This window comes from Pseudomonas sp. Irchel s3a12 (genome assembly GCF_900187485.1).
GTDB lineage: Bacteria > Pseudomonadota > Gammaproteobacteria > Pseudomonadales > Pseudomonadaceae > Aquipseudomonas > Aquipseudomonas neuropathica.
Map to the genome: position 1 here is coordinate 55,953 of NZ_FYDN01000003.1, position 16,612 is coordinate 72,564.

General features: G+C 54.5%; 15 protein-coding genes. 7 read left to right on the top strand and 8 right to left on the bottom strand.

Annotation, left to right across the window (positions count from 1 at the left end; genetic code table 11):
• Positions 1-36: 36 nt before the first annotated feature.
• Entirely contained in the window at positions 37-1,959 is a 1,923-nt protein-coding gene (locus CKW14_RS06450; RefSeq protein ID WP_095125013.1) for an acetyl-CoA hydrolase/transferase C-terminal domain-containing protein, read from the bottom strand.
• Positions 1,960-2,543: 584 nt separating this feature from the next.
• On the opposite strand from CKW14_RS06450, the gene lanM reads away from it, so the two are divergent.
• The 4 genes from lanM to CKW14_RS06470 are packed head-to-tail and all read left to right on the top strand — an operon-like array spanning position 2,544 to position 7,952.
• Positions 2,544-5,477 carry a type 2 lanthipeptide synthetase LanM gene (lanM, locus tag CKW14_RS06455; protein ID WP_176471258.1) on the top strand — a complete coding sequence of 978 codons (2,934 nt, stop codon included), beginning with the start codon at positions 2,544-2,546 and terminating at the stop codon, positions 5,475-5,477.
• Complete coding sequence (locus CKW14_RS06460; RefSeq protein ID WP_095125015.1) at positions 5,474-6,352, top strand: ABC transporter ATP-binding protein; 879 nt, start codon at positions 5,474-5,476, stop codon at positions 6,350-6,352. Before lanM ends, CKW14_RS06460 begins: the two co-directional genes overlap by 4 nt.
• Before the next feature lie 3 nt (positions 6,353-6,355).
• A complete protein-coding gene (locus CKW14_RS06465; RefSeq protein ID WP_095125016.1) occupies positions 6,356-7,240 on the top strand; it encodes an ABC transporter ATP-binding protein in 885 nt (294 codons plus the stop codon).
• Positions 7,233-7,952, top strand: a complete 720-nt coding sequence (locus tag CKW14_RS06470) for an AAA family ATPase (RefSeq protein WP_095125017.1) — start codon at positions 7,233-7,235, stop codon at positions 7,950-7,952. Before CKW14_RS06465 ends, CKW14_RS06470 begins: the two co-directional genes overlap by 8 nt.
• 55 nt (positions 7,953-8,007) lie before the next feature.
• On the opposite strand, the gene CKW14_RS06475 is transcribed toward CKW14_RS06470, so the two are convergent.
• The 5 genes from CKW14_RS06475 to dadA form a co-directional block, all read right to left on the bottom strand.
• Positions 8,008-8,424: a cytochrome c5 family protein gene (locus CKW14_RS06475; RefSeq protein WP_095049336.1), complete on the bottom strand. Its 417-nt coding sequence runs from the start codon at positions 8,422-8,424 to the stop codon at positions 8,008-8,010.
• Positions 8,425-8,605: 181 nt separating this feature from the next.
• Complete coding sequence (locus CKW14_RS06480; RefSeq protein ID WP_007920393.1) at positions 8,606-9,154, bottom strand: cupin domain-containing protein; 549 nt, start codon at positions 9,152-9,154, stop codon at positions 8,606-8,608.
• A gap of 88 nt (positions 9,155-9,242) precedes the next feature.
• A complete protein-coding gene (gene alr, locus CKW14_RS06485; protein ID WP_095125018.1) occupies positions 9,243-10,316 on the bottom strand; it encodes an alanine racemase in 1,074 nt (357 codons plus the stop codon).
• Positions 10,317-10,410: 94 nt separating this feature from the next.
• Positions 10,411-10,764 (bottom strand): RidA family protein, encoded by a 354-nt coding sequence (locus tag CKW14_RS06490; protein WP_042561737.1) that lies wholly within the window; start codon positions 10,762-10,764, stop codon positions 10,411-10,413.
• The gene (gene dadA / locus CKW14_RS06495; RefSeq protein WP_095049334.1) at positions 10,736-12,040 is read right to left on the bottom strand and encodes a D-amino acid dehydrogenase; all 1,305 of its coding nucleotides are present in this window, start codon (positions 12,038-12,040) and stop codon (positions 10,736-10,738) included. The genes CKW14_RS06490 and dadA overlap by 29 nt, the downstream gene beginning before the upstream one ends.
• A gap of 154 nt (positions 12,041-12,194) precedes the next feature.
• Here dadA and CKW14_RS06500 point away from each other — a divergent pair, with 154 nt between their 5' ends.
• Positions 12,195-12,683 carry an Lrp/AsnC ligand binding domain-containing protein gene (locus CKW14_RS06500; protein WP_003177284.1) on the top strand — a complete coding sequence of 163 codons (489 nt, stop codon included), beginning with the start codon at positions 12,195-12,197 and terminating at the stop codon, positions 12,681-12,683.
• Positions 12,684-12,794: 111 nt separating this feature from the next.
• Here the strand turns inward: CKW14_RS06500 and CKW14_RS06505 are convergent, their stop codons facing one another.
• Positions 12,795-13,148 carry a YkgJ family cysteine cluster protein gene (locus CKW14_RS06505; RefSeq protein ID WP_095125110.1) on the bottom strand — a complete coding sequence of 118 codons (354 nt, stop codon included), beginning with the start codon at positions 13,146-13,148 and terminating at the stop codon, positions 12,795-12,797.
• A gap of 147 nt (positions 13,149-13,295) precedes the next feature.
• Between CKW14_RS06505 and CKW14_RS06510 the strand changes: the two genes are divergently transcribed.
• Positions 13,296-14,606, top strand: a complete 1,311-nt coding sequence (locus tag CKW14_RS06510; protein WP_095049333.1) for an FAD-binding oxidoreductase — start codon at positions 13,296-13,298, stop codon at positions 14,604-14,606.
• A 114-nt stretch (positions 14,607-14,720) separates the two neighbouring features.
• Here CKW14_RS06510 and CKW14_RS06515 read toward each other — a convergent pair whose 3' ends face one another.
• The gene (locus tag CKW14_RS06515) at positions 14,721-14,966 is read right to left on the bottom strand and encodes a DUF1127 domain-containing protein (protein WP_095049332.1); all 246 of its coding nucleotides are present in this window, start codon (positions 14,964-14,966) and stop codon (positions 14,721-14,723) included.
• Positions 14,967-15,144: 178 nt separating this feature from the next.
• Between CKW14_RS06515 and CKW14_RS06520 the strand changes: the two genes are divergently transcribed.
• Complete coding sequence (locus CKW14_RS06520) at positions 15,145-16,566, top strand: PLP-dependent aminotransferase family protein (RefSeq protein ID WP_095049331.1); 1,422 nt, start codon at positions 15,145-15,147, stop codon at positions 16,564-16,566.
• Positions 16,567-16,612: the final 46 nt, after the last annotated feature.

A 16,612-nucleotide genomic window follows, 5' to 3' on the forward strand; every position in this document is an offset into this window, starting at 1 on the left:
GCAGGCTCACTCCTACAGTTGTTTTGGGTCAGGCAGTTATTGGGTGGTGGCTTTGAGGCCGGTGAGCAGCAGGCGTTGGAAGAGGTCTTCTTTCAGGCCTTCCGGGTTTGTCAGCTGCATGCGTTCGAGGTGTTCGGGGTATAGCGATGCCTCGGGCGCATCGAGGGCTGCTTTGCCGAGATCGAGGATTTCGGTGAGTTTGAATTTGCTCTTCAGCCAGTTCAGCGCCCGCAGCAAATCCCGTTCGATCGCAGTGAAATCACAGCCCAGCGGATACTCCGGAAACAGGTTCGGATGCCGTACGGCGATCGCCTGCAGACGCTGCGGTGTGTTATCGGCAAAGCGTGGGTCGAGGCGGAAATCCTTTGGCAGCTTGCCGACCTTTTGCGCTTGCTCGATCAGCCCCTGCTGGAAGCGCGAGTCACTAATGTTCAGCAGCGACTCGATCACTACTGCGTCGGCTTTGCCGCGCAGATCAGCGATGCCGTACTCGGTCACGACGATGTCGCGCAGATGCCGTGGGATCGTGCAATGGCCGTATTCCCAGACGATGTTGGAACTGACGTCACCACCGGATTCGCGCCAGCTACGCAGGATCAGAATCGATCGGGCATCGTGCAGCGCGTGGCCCTGCGCGACGAAGTTGTACTGCCCGCCGACACCGCTGAGTACCCGTCCATCCTCCAGTTGATCCGCCACACCGGCACCGAGCAAAGTCATGGTGAACACGGTGTTGATGAATCGCGCGTCAAGACGCTGCAAGCGCTTGAGCTCTTCCTGCCCATACAACTCGTTGATGTAACTGATGCGGGTCATGTTGAATTCGAGGCGTTTGCTCTGCGGTAACTCACGCAGGCGCTCGTAGAAACTGCGCGGGCCAAGGAAGAAACCGCCGTGCACCGAGATGCCGTCAGTCTGCGCCGCCTCGTCGAGGGTGCCGGCGTTGGCCTGTTCCTGCGTTGGCACATCGGGGTAGACCTTGCGGCGGATGATCCCGGCATCCGCCAGCACCAGCAGGCCGTTGACGAACATTTCGCTGCAACCGTACAGGCCTTTGGCGAACGGCCCCGTGCCGCCCTCGCGTTCGATCAATTGCGCCCACTGGCTGAGGTTGATGTCGTCGAGCAACGCCTTATAACCGGTGTTATCCGCCTGACGCGCCAGCAATGCGGCGGTCAACGCGTCGCCCATCGAACCGATGCCGATCTGCAACGTACCGCCGTCGCGCACCAGCGTACTCGCGTGCAAGCCAATGAAATGATCCTGAAATCCCACCGGCATGTTCGGCGTGGAAAACAGCGTGCTGCTGTCCTTCGCGTCGATCAGCAGGTCGAAGGTGTCGATATCGACTTCGGCATCACCGGGCATGTACGGCAGATCGGTGTGCACCTGACCGACCAGCAAAATGGTCTCCCCGGCGTGGCGGCGCTTGGCGATCATCGGCAACAGGTCGAGGGTGATGTCGGGATTGCAACTCAGGCTCAGTCGATCGGGATGCTCGCTGCTGCTGGCCAGTAATTGCGCCACCAGATTGAGCCCGGCGGCGTTGATGTCGCGGGCGGCGTGGCTGTAATTGCTGCTGACGTAATCCTGCTGGGCCGGCGCGCTGTTGAGCAGGCTGCCGGGCTGCATGAAGAATTGTTCGATACGGATGTTGGCGGGCAGGCTGTCGCGGTGCAGGTCGGCGAGGAAATCGAATTCCGGATAGTCACCGAAGACGCGTTCGACGAAGGGTTCGATAAAGCGCTTCTGCAAACCATCGCCCAGGTTCGGCCGGCCGAGGCACAGCGCGGTGTAGATCGTCAGTTGCCGCTCGGGCAGGCCTTTGATCCGCCGGTACAGCGCGTTGACGAAGTGATTGGGCTTGCCCAACCCCAGCGGCATGCCCATGTGGATGTGCGCCGGCAAGCGTGCCAGCACGTCGTCCACTGCCTGTTCGATCGAACACAACTGCACCATCTGAAGCCTCCTGCCCGTTCCGTGAATAGGGGTAGACCGAGCTTGCCGGGGATTTACTTCCGAGGGAAGGCAATTAATGCGAAAAAAACGTGAAGTAGGCGAGTGCAGTGCTTGGCGCAACCACACCCAGAGAACTTTCAACAATAACAATGAATTAACAACACCAAAAGAATCATCGCACAAGCCCGTGACTTCTTTCCTACATTGGCTCGAATTTAATCACGCAGAACTTCAGGACACTTCTGAATTGAAGTTATCTGAGTCACAGCTAGCATTAAAAACGTAACACTTCATTAGCAATCAATACTTTTAGGCCAAACATAAACTTATAAGGAAAAATTATGGAAATCGACTTCTTAGCAATCCGTAGTGCGAGGGCACACATTCTAAATTCAAGCGCACCTATTTCAACGCTGGCAATTCAAGCATTCAGCAACTTAAGCGCAGCCAGCAGCGGTTCGCGACCATGCACTAGTTGTTGCTCACAATGTTGGCAAGGGTGCTGCTACGCGACTTACATGTAGTTATGAGCCAGGGGCGGTCAATACGTGCCGCCCCTTTCAATTACTTTAGGATTCTTTACATTGAAAACGCCGATTGAGTTTTTAACTGAACCCTTGAACTCGCACCGAAGCCTGACCACAGACTGCCCGCTATGGCCATACCTGTCTTACTATATTTACCACATCGAAAATAAACTTCCAAAAACATCCGGAAGCGCCTTGGAAACTCAGTCAGTTATTATCAGCGGTTTCGCAACAAACCTGGCAGCGAGAATTACCAACGCAGCTAATAACGTTTTAATCACCGAAAAACAAATATTTGAAAAATCCATCATCGGCAGAGAGATGGAAACCTCCTCTTACTACAAGTTAGTTAGCGAACATAAAAGCTATCTCACCGACATCATTAAAGCTTATCCAGAGCTAGATCGAGTCCTCACCAAAATATCACAAAATTTTGTCGAATTTACATTACAGTTTTTTACTCATTTAAAAGAAGACAGACAAGAGATTAACGAAGTATTCAATATTGGGTCTGACGTCAACCTCTCCGCTATTGATGTCGCGACTAGCGAAACGCATTACGGATCGAGGACCGTTTGCACGCTTTCCTTTAACTCCATAAAAATAATTTACAAACCAAGAAATCTTAAACTTGAAGCGGAAGCTTCCGGTTTTCTACTGTCTTTGAGCAGTGCCGCAGGCACTGACTTTTGCGAATGGAAAATACCAATTTATTTGGTGAAAAAAGAACATGGATGGTCAGAGCATACACCTCAAAAGCAGGCAGAAACTGAAGAAGAGGTACATCAATACTTTAAAAGAGCAGGATTTTTATTAGGTTATTGCACGGCCTTTATGGCTGCGGACATTACCTCTGACAATCTGATTGCGCATGGATCAAGCCCTATACCCATTGATCTGGAGACAATTTTTTACAGCACCTTAAACATTGAGACAATCCCGAGAGAAGTTCGGTGGAACGTTACCCAAACAAGCATTCTTCCGAATTGGACTTGGAAAGGCACCGATGGTATCGGTGTAGACTTGAGTGCGCTGGGTGGATTATCAGAGCAATATGTCAGCCTAAACCTGTACCAACACTTAGAAGACGAAACTGGTCACAGTCAATTTGGCATGGACGGAGTTAAAATATTCCCAAATCAGAATGTTTTATATCTTAACGGGAAACCGGCGCAGCCGTGGGACTACGAAAATCAAATCATTGATGGCCTAACCACTCTATTTTCTATATTGAACAATGCGCAACCGTCAATTATCGAAACAATTAAATCTTTTAGAGGCCGACAAAACAGGTATATCCCCAGACCGACCGCGACATATCACTACGCCATTCAATGCTCCCTGCATGCAACCTTAATGCGTTGCACTGACAAACGAACGGCCTTCCTGGAAAATATCCTTAATAACGACACAGCTCCCGCGATAGGCTTTCTCAACGCGGAGGTCTCAGCTTGCTTGGATCTGGACATACCTTTTGCTCGAGGACAAGCCGGTGTTCTTGAGTTCTACGAACCCGGTTACAGCGGTTCAGGGCACCTCGATAGTAAAGATTATATAAACGGAATAGACAACAGTATCCAATACATCAAAACCTTGGACAAAAACAGAATTGCATTTGAAGAGAAACTAACTTCAAACACCCTTTTAGCAATGAAAAACATGTATGAACACGGAAATAAACTCACGGACCACTCCTTCAAACAACACGACGATGTGAGAGACCCCCGTTATTCAAATACAGACGAGATCATTAACAAAATCAGGACATCATCGGAAATCAACGCATGCTTGATCAATGAACTGTTACGCACCGAAATTTCAAGTAATGGGCTCTGGCTAGGATTTCACTCATCACCAGGTGGCTATATGGAGTTCTCGGAGTTAGGAGATGACTTCTACTACGGATTGTCTGGTATTCTTTATGGCTGCGTAGTGGCGGCCAGTCATAGCAGCGCCATAGATAAAGCTCTGGTAACTGAACTACTAAATCATTGCCACAGTAGAATAGTTAAAAAACTGACAAATAAGGGTACGCACTTAGGGGGCTTTCACTTCGGTCTATCGTCCGCAATCGTTCCGCTCCTGATAGGCTTAAATTATTTCGACGATGAAAGGCAGAGCCAACTACTACAGCTGTATAAAAAATATGTTGAAGACGTACTGGGAGAACCATGGTGGCAAAAATATTTTTGGGGCTCTGACTTTCTTTCTGGAATGTTCGGCACTCTAAATGTACTCACGCTATTATTCGATCTTACTAAAGATTTATCGTTTTCCGATTTAGCCAACTCCTTATACAAAAAAATAGAGACCGAACTCACCTTTATATCTGGAAGCAAACTACCCACATTCGACAATGCAATCACAACGAGAAGCGACGCTTTATTGAGTGGCCTGTCTCACGGAATAATGGGGTGCGCATACTCATTATTTTACTTTAATAAACTTATCGCAAAAAAAGATTCAATCCACGAATTATTCCTAGGCTTTTTGTCTTGGGAGCTTAACGAATATGATGAGTCAATTGAAAATTGGCGCGACTACAGAAAACGCTCGGAATCAAGCGCCGGTGAGTTTGCGTGGAGCCACGGTTTACCTGGTAATTATTTGGCGATCAGTTATTTCGCAAACAATGGAGTACAGCCTGCGCTAGATTTCTTGGAAAAGCACCCATCAAAAGCCGCATTCTCATATTCGAATCTCGAAAAACGAAAGAGACCCGTCAATGACTCTTTATGTCATGGCGCTTATGGGATTCTGAATATCATGAAAAAGATCTCACCGGAATCGTTGCTCGACCCACAAGTTTTTCTATGGTCGAACATCGTTAACTTAAGTGAACAAAATTCGAGAATCTTGAGAACAAAAACTGCCGATCCATTAGGATTATGGATCGGACGCGTGGGTTCACTACTTGGCTCTATTGGTTTGACTGACCGTAACTACGAGTTTCCATTTCTTCCGCACCAAATGGAATTTATCAAACCATGAAAAGCAACCTAATACTTTGCTGCTTTGGCCTAGGCATCTCAGTTCTAACAAGCGCATCGCCCTACCTAATCGGCAGTTCAATTAATTTTTACCTATCCCAAGACCGCTCATATTTATATGCACTCGCAGGCGCTTCGCTTCTTATCATCGCGACGCCCCCCTTGAAACTAGCAGCCAACATTTATCTACAAAGGACTGCTGCCAAGACAAGATATATCCTGAAAAGGACAATTCTAACGCACCTGCGAAGCAAGGCAACCACATATAGGGGAAACCCAGGTGAGCAGATCGAACTTATCGACGGTGATGTTGACGGCTCGATATATCTATACCATTCGGTATTCTTTGACACTTCACTCAACTTCAGCATCATAATCTTCGCGCTGATTATAACGGCTCAGTATCATCCTCTTCTGGTGCTCGCCCCCCTTAGCGGCCTGCTATATGCCTCAGCTGCATATTTTATAACCCGGAGAAAGAGCGACACCCTTTTTGAAGAATACGTCCAAGAAAACACCGTTATAATCGGGACAATCTGTGCGCATGTATGCGATGCCAAACCGTACAACGACAGAGTCAAGCTGGACATCAAAAAAATTGAGCGCCTCGCTTTTCGTTCAAACCTGAAGGCATCTTTTTTCGAATCAATTTCAGGCACATGTTACTTGGTAGCGATAGTTGTTTTATTCTTGATATCCGCTCATTTAATAAGTGAAAGCGCTTTGACAACAGGCGCTATCTTTGCCTCAGCCATCTACCTTGAGCGTGTGCTCAGCCCAACAATGTCACTTATATCCATTTACTACTCAAGCAGAGAGGCCTCTTATCGCCGTAATCGAATTCTGAGCTATAAACTACAACTCGGGAGGCGCTGAATTATGCTTATGTGCTTGCGAAAAAACGGGGCATTATTTTTGTTTTCAACAGTATGCCTGAGTTTAGCAGCTGCATGTCAGTTGCTAATACCTTCGATCGTGGCAGAGGGACTTACAGCTCTCAGTAGTGGTGCTGTCAGCACTAATCTGTATTTCCTTCTCACCGCTATTTTTTTATCTAAACTCGCGACTCAAACTCTGGGCAGCTCCATGGCGGCGCTCATGGAAGCGAAATCTCGCTTTTCACTCATCAATTTCATTGTGCATGATGAAAGACCTCGCCCGTTAAGCTCTCGCGTGACGATGATCAAAGAAGATGCCGAGAAAATTGCTTCAGTCCTTCATGACTTAATTCATCTGGCAGGATCTTGTATTTTGACCTTTGCCACAGCCTATATCTTACTTCGTGAAAACGCTTATTTTCTCATCCCCTTGATATTTATTACGACATTGACTTGTGTGCAGTTGAAATTTGCAAAACCACAAATCCAGAGTCTGTATAAAGATGAAATGAGCAATGAAGACCTGTACAAGGAATCGTTAATCAGCACTTTCAGCACACCCACAATTGATGAGCAAAGTTTTCAATCACTTATCAGCAATAGTAATGGATGTTTGAGCAACACAATACAAGCACGTTACAAATATCAAAAAGCCAACGCAATTCAGTGCTTCTGGCCGGAAATGGCTATCTCGGCCGGGACAGTATCAGTCATCATTTTTAGCGCCACTGCGACGCCGGAGTTATTCGGCGAGCGTCTTATTGCTTACCTTGGTTACGTCGGAATTTTTACCATGGCCAGCACGAGTTCGATAAGACTTGGTATAACAATGATTGGAGTAAAGGTATCCGTCGGTAGAGTATTCAGGGGGCACCAATATGAATGATTTATTCATTCAGCAGATACGCCTTAAGTTAGACAGAGTTGCGGCTCATTTTCTACGCGGCCTTTTTCCGCTTCAATTCAATAACAGAATTACCGTATTTATCGGAGAAAACGGTTCTGGAAAATCCACCCTGCTTGAAGCACTTGCCATCAAATTGGGATGCAATCCAGAAGGCGGTGGGAAAAACTTCAATTTCTCGACTGAGAACACCCATTCGAAACTGCACGAAACCCTGACGCTTTCAAAAGGCTACCGAAGGGAGAAGGACGTTTTTTTCTACAGAGCAGAAACCTTCTATAACTTGAACACTGCGATCCGCAAGCTTGATGCAGAGGGGAGCTTTGATCCCGAAATAAAGACCTATTACGGCGGCGTGGATATGCATTGCATGTCGCACGGTGAAGCAATGGAGGCGCTGTTTCAAAACCGATTCAAAGCCCAGGGACTGTACGTTCTCGATGAACCGGAAGCGTCGTTATCCCCATTGAGGCAATTAGTTTTTATCAACCGAATAATGGAGCTGGCACGCAAGGGCGCACAGTTCATCATCGCCACTCACTCACCTCTCATTATGTCGATCCCGGGATGTGATCTGAGACAGATATCGGAAGGGCGCTCCGAACCAATAACTCCGGCAGATACTGATGCTTATGCTGTGTACAAAGCCGTACTTAATTCTTCCGGTGCCTTTATCGCGAAAAGCATGCAGTGATGCTGCAGACACAAAAAAACCGTCCGAAGACGGTTTTTTTCGTCAGAAGTGCGCCTTACTTCAGGCCAGACATCTTCTGGATCGCGCCCTTCAACTCATCATCCGAGCAATCGGCGCAGGTGCCTTTCGGCGGCATGGCATTGATGCCGGTAATGGCCTTGGCCAGGATGCCGTCGAGGCCACCCTGATGATCAGCACGCTCTTTCCACGCTGCGGTGTCACCGATCTTCGGCGCGCCCAACAACCCGGTACCGTGGCAAGCATTGCAATGCTTGGCAATCACCTCATCCGGGGTTTTCGCCCCGCCACCGCCGCCTGCGGAAGCGGCAACTTCCATCCCCTTGCATTCCTGACCTTGTACACACACCTGGCCAACCGGCTCCAGGCGTTTGGCAATGTCGTCATTCGTCGCAGCTTGAGCGCTGACAGCCCAGAGGGCCAGTACGGTTGCTGGTGCGGCCAGCATTTTCATAATTAGGTTCACGCGTTCACCCTCAATGGTGGCTATTCACGCCTGCGGCCACGGTTCGCAGGCGGGCGGAAGTATAGCGGGTAGCCCGCCACACTGAAACAACCCCATAGTCGAAGGGGTTATACCGCACGGTAGATAAACGGTCCGGATGCCTTTGCCATCATGGCTTGGCACCTCTTTGTTAAAAATTCGCCGGCGTGGCTGCGCTGATTAGTCGCGCAGGCGCGTCAAACGGATTACGAAAACGGTGCGGCTTGGTACTTTCAAAGTAGTAGCTGTCGCCGGCTTCGAGAATAAAAGTTTCCAGACCCACCACCAGTTCCAGACGACCTTCCACCAGAATCCCGGTTTCTTCGCCTTCATGGGTGAGCATTTCTTCGCCGGTGTCGGCACCCGGTGGGTAGATTTCGTTGAGGAAGGCGATGGCGCGGCTGGGGTGCGCGCGGCCGACCAGTTTCATGGTCACGGCGCCGTCGGAGATGTCGATCAGCTCGTTGGCCTTGTAGACGATCTGGGTCGGGACTTCCTGCAGGATTTCTTCGGAAAAGAACTCGACCATGGACATGGGAATCCCGCCCAGTACCTTCCTCAGCGAACTGATCGAAGGGCTGACGCTGTTCTTTTCGATCATCGAAATGGTGCTGTTGGTGACGCCCGCGCGTTTGGCGAGTTCACGCTGGGAAAGCCCTTTGAGCTTGCGGATCGATTGCAGTCGTTCACCGACGTCCAAGGCGGGAGCCTCCTGATGTTGTAAGAATATTGAGCGTTATCATGGCGACAGCGTTCAGTATTTACAACACTTGGCCCCCGCAGCGGCGTCAACCCTCGAAATAGAGCCTTGGCACTCGGCGCAGATTGCAAAAGATCTGGTACGGAATGGTGTCGGCCCACTGCGCCACTTCGCTGGCGAGGATGTTTTTGCCCCACAGCTCAACGCTCGAACCGAGGCCAGCTTCAGGCACATCGGTGAGGTCGATGCAGAGCATGTCCATCGACACGCGACCGAGAATCCGGCTGCGTTTACCCGCCACCAGTACCGGCGTTCCGGTCGGCGCCTGACGCGGGTAGCCGTCGGCGTACCCCATGGCGACCACGCCGATGCGCATCGGTTTGTCGGTGATGAATTTGGCGCCGTAGCCGATCGGCTCGCCAGCGGGCAGCTCACGCACACAGATGACTTTCGATTCGAGGGTCATCACCGGTTGCAGGCGCTCGGCCACAGCGTTGGCTTCTTCAAACGGCGTCGCACCATAAAGCATGATGCCCGGGCGCACCCAATCGCTGTGAATCTGCGGCCAACCGAGCACAGCCGGCGAGTTGCGCAAGCTGACTTCCGCCGCCAGGCCCTGACGCGCCGCTTCAAACACCGCGACTTGTTCGGTGCTGCTCTGCGCGTGCAGCTCATCTGCGCGGGCGAAGTGGCTCATCAACACGATCTTCGCCACTTTGCCGCTGGCCAGCAGCCGTTGGTAGGCTGCCGGGTAATCCTTGGGATGCAGACCAACGCGGTGCATGCCCGAATCAAGCTTCAGCCACACGGTGATCGGCTTGCTCAGTGTCGCCTGCTCGATCGCTTCGAGCTGCCACAGCGAATGCACTACGGTCCAGAAATCATGCTCGACAACCAGCGCCAGCTCATCGGCTTCGAAGATGCCTTCGAGCAACAACACCGGGGCCTTGATGCCGGCCGCGCGCAACTCCAGCGCTTCTTCGATGCAGGCGACGGCAAAACCGTCGGCCTCGGCTTCCAGTGCCTGGGCGCAACGCACCGCGCCATGGCCGTAGGCGTCCGCCTTGATCACCGCAAGCGCCTTGGCGCCAGTGACTTCGCGGGCAATTCGGTAGTTGTGGCGCAGGGCTTCTAGGTCGATCAGGGCACGGGCAGGACGCATGGCGGCAGACTTCTAGGCGGTCATGGGAAGAAAAACCGGCGCCGACTGACGACGTGAACCGCCAACAGCGCCGGGAGAGGGATCTTTACAACGGCTACGGCAGCGCGGCGACGATGGAAATTTCCACCAGAATGCTCGGCTTGGCCATTTTCGCTTCGACGGTGGCGCGGGCCGGGGCGGCGCCTTTGGGCAGCCACTGGTCCCACACCGAGTTCATCCCGGCAAAGTGGGCTTCGATATCGTTCAGGTAGATCGTCGCCGACAGCAGATGCTGTTTGTCGGTGCCGGCCAGATCGAGCAAGCGCTCGATATTGGCCAGTACCTCGCGAGTCTGCTGTTCAATCCCGGCGTCGAAGTCGTCGCCGACCTGCCCGGCCAGATACACGGTGCCGTTGTGGCTGACGATCTGACTCATGCGCTCATTGGTGAGCTGGCGCTGGATTGCCATGTTTTGCGGACTCCTGGGTCTTGTTGCCGTAACGGGAAATATCGAGGCCTTCGGCGCTGATCTGCGGCTTTTTCTTCGCCATCAGATCGGCCAGCAAACGACCGGAGCCGCACGCCATGGTCCAACCGAGCGTGCCGTGACCGGTGTTGAGGAACAGGTTCTTGAACGGCGTGGCGCCAACGATCGGCGTGCCGTCCGGGGTGGTCGGACGCAGGCCGGTCCAGAAGCTCGCCTCGGCCAGATTGCCGCCCTGAGGATAAAGGTCGTTGACGATCATCTCCAGGGTTTCACGGCGACGCGGGTTCAGCGACAGGTCAAAACCGGCGATTTCGGCCATGCCGCCAACGCGGATACGGTTATCGAAACGGGTGATCGCGACCTTGTAGGTCTCGTCGAGAATAGTCGAAGTCGGGGCCATCGCCGGGTTGGTGATCGGCACGGTCAGCGAGTAACCCTTTAGCGGATACACCGGCGCCTTGATGCCAAGCGGCTTGAGCAGTTGCGGCGAGTAGCTGCCGAGCGCCAGTACGTAGCGGTCAGCGGTTTCCAGCTTGCCGTCGATCCACACACCGTTGATGCGATCACCGGCGTAGTCGAGTTTCTGAATGTCCTGGCCAAAGCGGAATTCGACACCGAGTTTCACGGCCATTTCGGCGAGGCGCGTGGTGAAGATCTGGCAGTCGCCGGTCTGGTCATTCGGCAGGCGCAGGGCACCGGCGAGGATGTCAGTGACACCCGCCAGGGCCGGCTCTACGCGGGCAATGCCGGCGCGGTCGAGTACTTCAAACGGCACGCCGGATTCTTTCAGCACGGCGATGTCTTTGGCGGCGTTATCCAGTTGTGCCTGGGTGCGGAACAGCTGAGTCGTGCCGAGGCTGCGGCCTTCGTAGGCGATGCCGGTTTCGGCGCGCAATTCATCGAGGCAGTCGCGGCTGTACTCGGACAGACGCACCATGCGCTCCTTGTTCACCGCGTAACGGCTGGCGGTGCAGTTGCGCAGCATCTGCGCCATCCACAGGTACTGGTCGATGTCGGCGGTGGCTTTTATCGCGAGAGGGGCGTGGCGCTGCAACAGCCACTTGATCGCCTTCAGCGGCACGCCCGGCGCGGCCCACGGCGAGGCGTAGCCCGGCGAGACCTGGCCGGCGTTGGCGAAACTGGTCTCCATGGCCGCGGCTGGCTGTCGGTCGACCACCACCACTTCAAACCCGGCACGGGCCAGATAGTAAGCACTGGCGGTACCGATGACGCCGCTACCCAAGACCATAACGCGCATTTTGTATCCCTCATCGCGGCTTTTCGCCGAGCTGTGTTGTTAGAGCAATGATGGGTGCAGTGTAAAAAAGAAATGGCAGTGCTTTTCACTATATAAGCGCCTATATTTGGCGACAATTCTCGGCAAAAACCCTTTTCACGGAGGCGCATCCCCTATGCGTACCAACACTCAGACCAAACGTGAGCTGGACAAGATCGACCGCAACATCTTGCGGATCCTGCAGGCGGACGGGCGGATTTCCTTTACCGAACTTGGGGAAAAGGTCGGCCTCTCTACCACGCCCTGCACCGAACGAGTACGGCGTCTGGAGCGCGAAGGAATCATCATGGGCTACAACGCCCGGCTGAATCCGCAGCATTTGAAGGGTAGCTTGCTGGTGTTCGTCGAGATCAGCCTCGACTACAAATCCGGCGACACTTTCGAGGAGTTCCGACGCGCGGTGCTGAAGTTGCCGCACGTGCTGGAGTGTCATCTGGTGTCGGGGGATTTCGACTATCTGGTGAAGGCGCGGATTTCCGAGATGGCGTCTTACCGCAAGCTGCTCGGCGACATTCTGCTGAAGCTGCCGCATGTGCGCGAGTCGAAGAGCTATATCGTGATGGAAGAGGTGAAGGAGAGCTTGAGCTTACCTATTCCGGATTGAAGATCGCTGGCGCTCCACTCGCGAGCAGGCTCGCTCCCACAGGGGGAACGCATTCCGAATGTGGGAGCGAGCCTGCTCGCGATGGCGTCGACTCGGTTCCGAGTGAACGCGCTAAACCAACACCTGCCGATTCGCCGCCATGTACTCGAATATCTGCTTCTCCACTCTCGGATGAATCAGCTCCACCGGGCGCCGCTCATTCGGGCAAGGCAAGGTCTTGGTCGTGCCGAACAAACGGCAAATCAACGGCCGCTCTTCATACACCGTGCAGCCGTTCGGCCCCAGGTGCACACAGTTCAGCTCTTCCATCGCCGCATCTTGCTCGGTGCGGGTCTTGCGTGGCAGGCGGGCCATTTCTTCCGGCGAAGTGGTCACCGGGCCGCAGCAATCGTGGCAGCCGGGCACGCACTCGAACGAGGGTATCTGCTGGCGCAAGGTGCGGATTTTCTGGCTGTTGCAGCTCATTGCAGCGATGACCGAGGAGGAATAGGCGGCAATTGTGCCGCAAAAGCCGAGATCCAGACACCGCAGGCCGACCAATGTTGCCCACGTTCGGGCGTGCGGCTTATGCTCCGTCAAATTTTCTCGACACTTAGCCGTTGGATGACGCCCATGACTGCCCGCGCCTTTACCTCCGCGAGCCAACCCCACGTTGCCTCTTACTACGCCGCCAGCAGCCTGCCGCAGCCCGATCACCCGGTGTTGCAAGGTGACGTGCTGGCCGACGTCTGTGTGGTCGGCGGCGGCTTTTCCGGGTTGAACACGGCGCTGGAACTGGCCGAACGCGGCCTCAGCGTGGTGTTGCTGGAAGCGCACAAGATCGGTTGGGGCGCCAGCGGTCGCAACGGCGGGCAGCTTATTCGCGGCGTCGGTCACGGCCTCGATCAGTTCACCAACGTCATCGGTGCCGACGGCGTGCGCGAGATGAAACTGATGGGCCTGGAAGCAGTGGAAATCGTTCGCCAGCGCGTCGAGCGTTTTCAGATTGCCTGCGACCTGACCTGGGGCTATTGCGACCTCGCCAACAAACCGTCCGACCTCGAAGGCTTTGCCGAAGACGCCGAAGAACTGCGTGGCCTTGGCTATCGCTACGAAACCCGCTTGCTGCAAGCCCACGACATGCACACGGTGGTCGGTTCCAAACGCTATGTCGGCGGCTTGATCGACATGGGCTCCGGGCATCTGCATCCGCTGAACCTGGCCTTGGGCGAAGCAGCAGCAGCGCAGCAACTGGGCGTTAAACTGTTTGAACACTCGGCAGTGACGCGTATCGATTACGGCCCTGAAGTCAAAGTCCATACAGCTCAAGGTTCGGTGCGCGCCAAGACCCTCGTGCTTGGCTGCAACGCGTATCTCAGTGATCTGAATCCGCAACTCAGCGGCAAGGTCCTGCCCGCGGGCAGCTACATCATCGCCACCGAGCCGTTGAGCGAAGAACAGGCGCATAACCTGCTGCCGCAGAACATGGCGGTCTGCGACCAACGTGTCGCGCTGGATTATTACCGACTCTCGGCGGATCGTCGTTTGCTGTTCGGCGGCGCCTGCCACTATTCGGGACGCGATCCAAAGGATATCGGCGCCTACATGCAGCCGAAGATGCTCGAAGTGTTCCCGCAACTCGCTGGCGTGAAAATCGACTATCAGTGGGGCGGCATGATCGGTATCGGCGCGAACCGCTTGCCGCAAATTGGCCGGCTCGCGGACCAGCCGAACGTGTATTACGCCCAGGCCTATTCAGGCCACGGGGTGAATGCCACGCACCTGGCGGGCAAGTTATTGGCCGAAGCGATCAGCGGGCAGCAAAGCGGGGGCTTTGATCTGTTTGCCAAGGTGCCGCACATCACCTTCCCGGGCGGCAAGCATTTGCGTTCGCCGTTGTTGGCGTTGGGGATGTTGTGGCATCGCCTTAAAGAGTTGGTCTGAGTGATCGTTCCCACGCTCTGCGTGGGAATGCATCCAGTGACGCTCTGCGTCACAGCGGACGCGGAGCGTCCGGCGCGGCGCTCCCACGCAGAGCGTGGGGGCGATCAGTGGTTGTCAGATCCGCCAGAACGGCTTCAACCCCTCCTCCTGCGCCTGCTCACGCGTCAGCCCGATGTCCTTGAGCTGATCCGCCGTCAGCGCCAGCAACGCCTTGCGCGTGTGCAGACGATGCCACAACAGACTCCAGCGACTCAGGCCGGACGGCGCATTGCGCATGATCTCATTGCGCGCACTGTCCTTCTGCCCTGCCGCCAGTTCCTGACCGTGTAACGTCAACCGCACATCGCTCAAGCCGTTCATTTTCAATGCTCCTGTTTACTTGGGTAGCCAGAGATTCCATGATGCGCGGGCGAGCAAAACCATTACAGATTCAAAGACACTGTATTAACTCCATACAGATTTGCCGCTTTGTCGACTGAATTGTCGATTTTTGCGAGATCTGTACTGGTTTATCGAATCACCGCACCGAGGCAGCGCCATGACCCTTTATGTAAACCTCGCCGAATTGCTCGGCACGCGCATCGAAAACGGCTTCTATCGCCCAGGTGACCGGCTGCCATCGGTGCGCGCCTTGAGCGTCGAACACGGGGTCAGTCTGAGCACGGTGCAACAGGCCTATCGCGTGCTCGAAGACAGCGGCCTGGCCACGCCGAAACCCAAGTCCGGCTACTTTGTGCCGGTCGGCCGCGAACTGCCGGAGCTGCCTGCCGTCGGCCGTCCGGCGCAGCGCCCGGTGGAGATTTCGCAGTGGGATCAAGTGCTGGAGTTGATTCGCGCGGTGCCGCGCAAGGATGTCGTGCAACTGGGTCGTGGCATGCCGGACATCAGCTCGCCGACGATGAAGCCTTTGCTGCGTGGGCTGGCGCGGATCAGCCGCCGTCAGGACATGCCCGGTCTGTATTACGACAACATCCACGGCACCCTAGAACTGCGCGAACAGATCGCTCGACTGATGCTCGACTCCGGCTGCCAGTTGAGCGCGAGCGATCTGGTGATCACCACCGGTTGCCACGAAGCGCTGTCTACCAGCATCCACGCGATCTGCGAACCGGGCGACATTGTCGCGGTGGACTCGCCAAGCTTTCATGGCGCCATGCAGACCCTCAAAGGCCTGGGCATGAAAGCCCTGGAAATTCCCACCGACCCGCTCACCGGGATCAGCCTCGAAGCGCTGGAACTGGCACTGGAACAATGGCCGATCAAGGTCATCCAGCTCACGCCCAACTGCAATAACCCGCTCGGCTACATCATGCCGGAGTCGCGCAAACGCGCCCTGCTCAACCTCGCGCAGCGCTTCGACGTAGCGATCATCGAGGACGACGTGTATGGCGAACTGTCCTACACCTACCCGCGCCCTCGCACGATCAAATCCTTCGACGAAGACGGCCGTGTGCTGTTGTGCAGTTCGTTTTCCAAGACCCTTGCGCCGGGGCTGCGCATTGGCTGGGTCGCGCCGGGTCGATACCTTGAGCGGGTGTTGCACATGAAATACATCAGCACCGGCTCGACCGCGCCGCAGCCGCAGATCGCTATCGCTGAATTTCTCAAGGCTGGCCATTTCGAACCGCATTTGCGGCGCATGCGCACGCAATACCAGCGCAGTCGCGACCTGATGATCGATTGGGTGACCCGCTACTTTCCGGCGGGCACCCGCGCCAGCCGGCCGCAAGGCAGCTTTATGCTGTGGGTCGAGTTGCCGGAAGGTTTCGACACCCTGAAACTCAATCGCGAGTTGCTTGACCAAGGCGTACAGATTGCCGTCGGCAGCATCTTTTCCGCCTCAGGCAAGTACCGCAATTGCCTGCGGATGAACTACGCTGCCAAACCGACAGCGCAGATCGAAGAGGCGGTGCGCAAGGTCGGCGAGACCGCTGTCAGATTGCTGGCGGAAGCCGACTGACCTTTTTCCAGAGAACCGCGTCCATATGCCGACCCTTGCCGCCAAC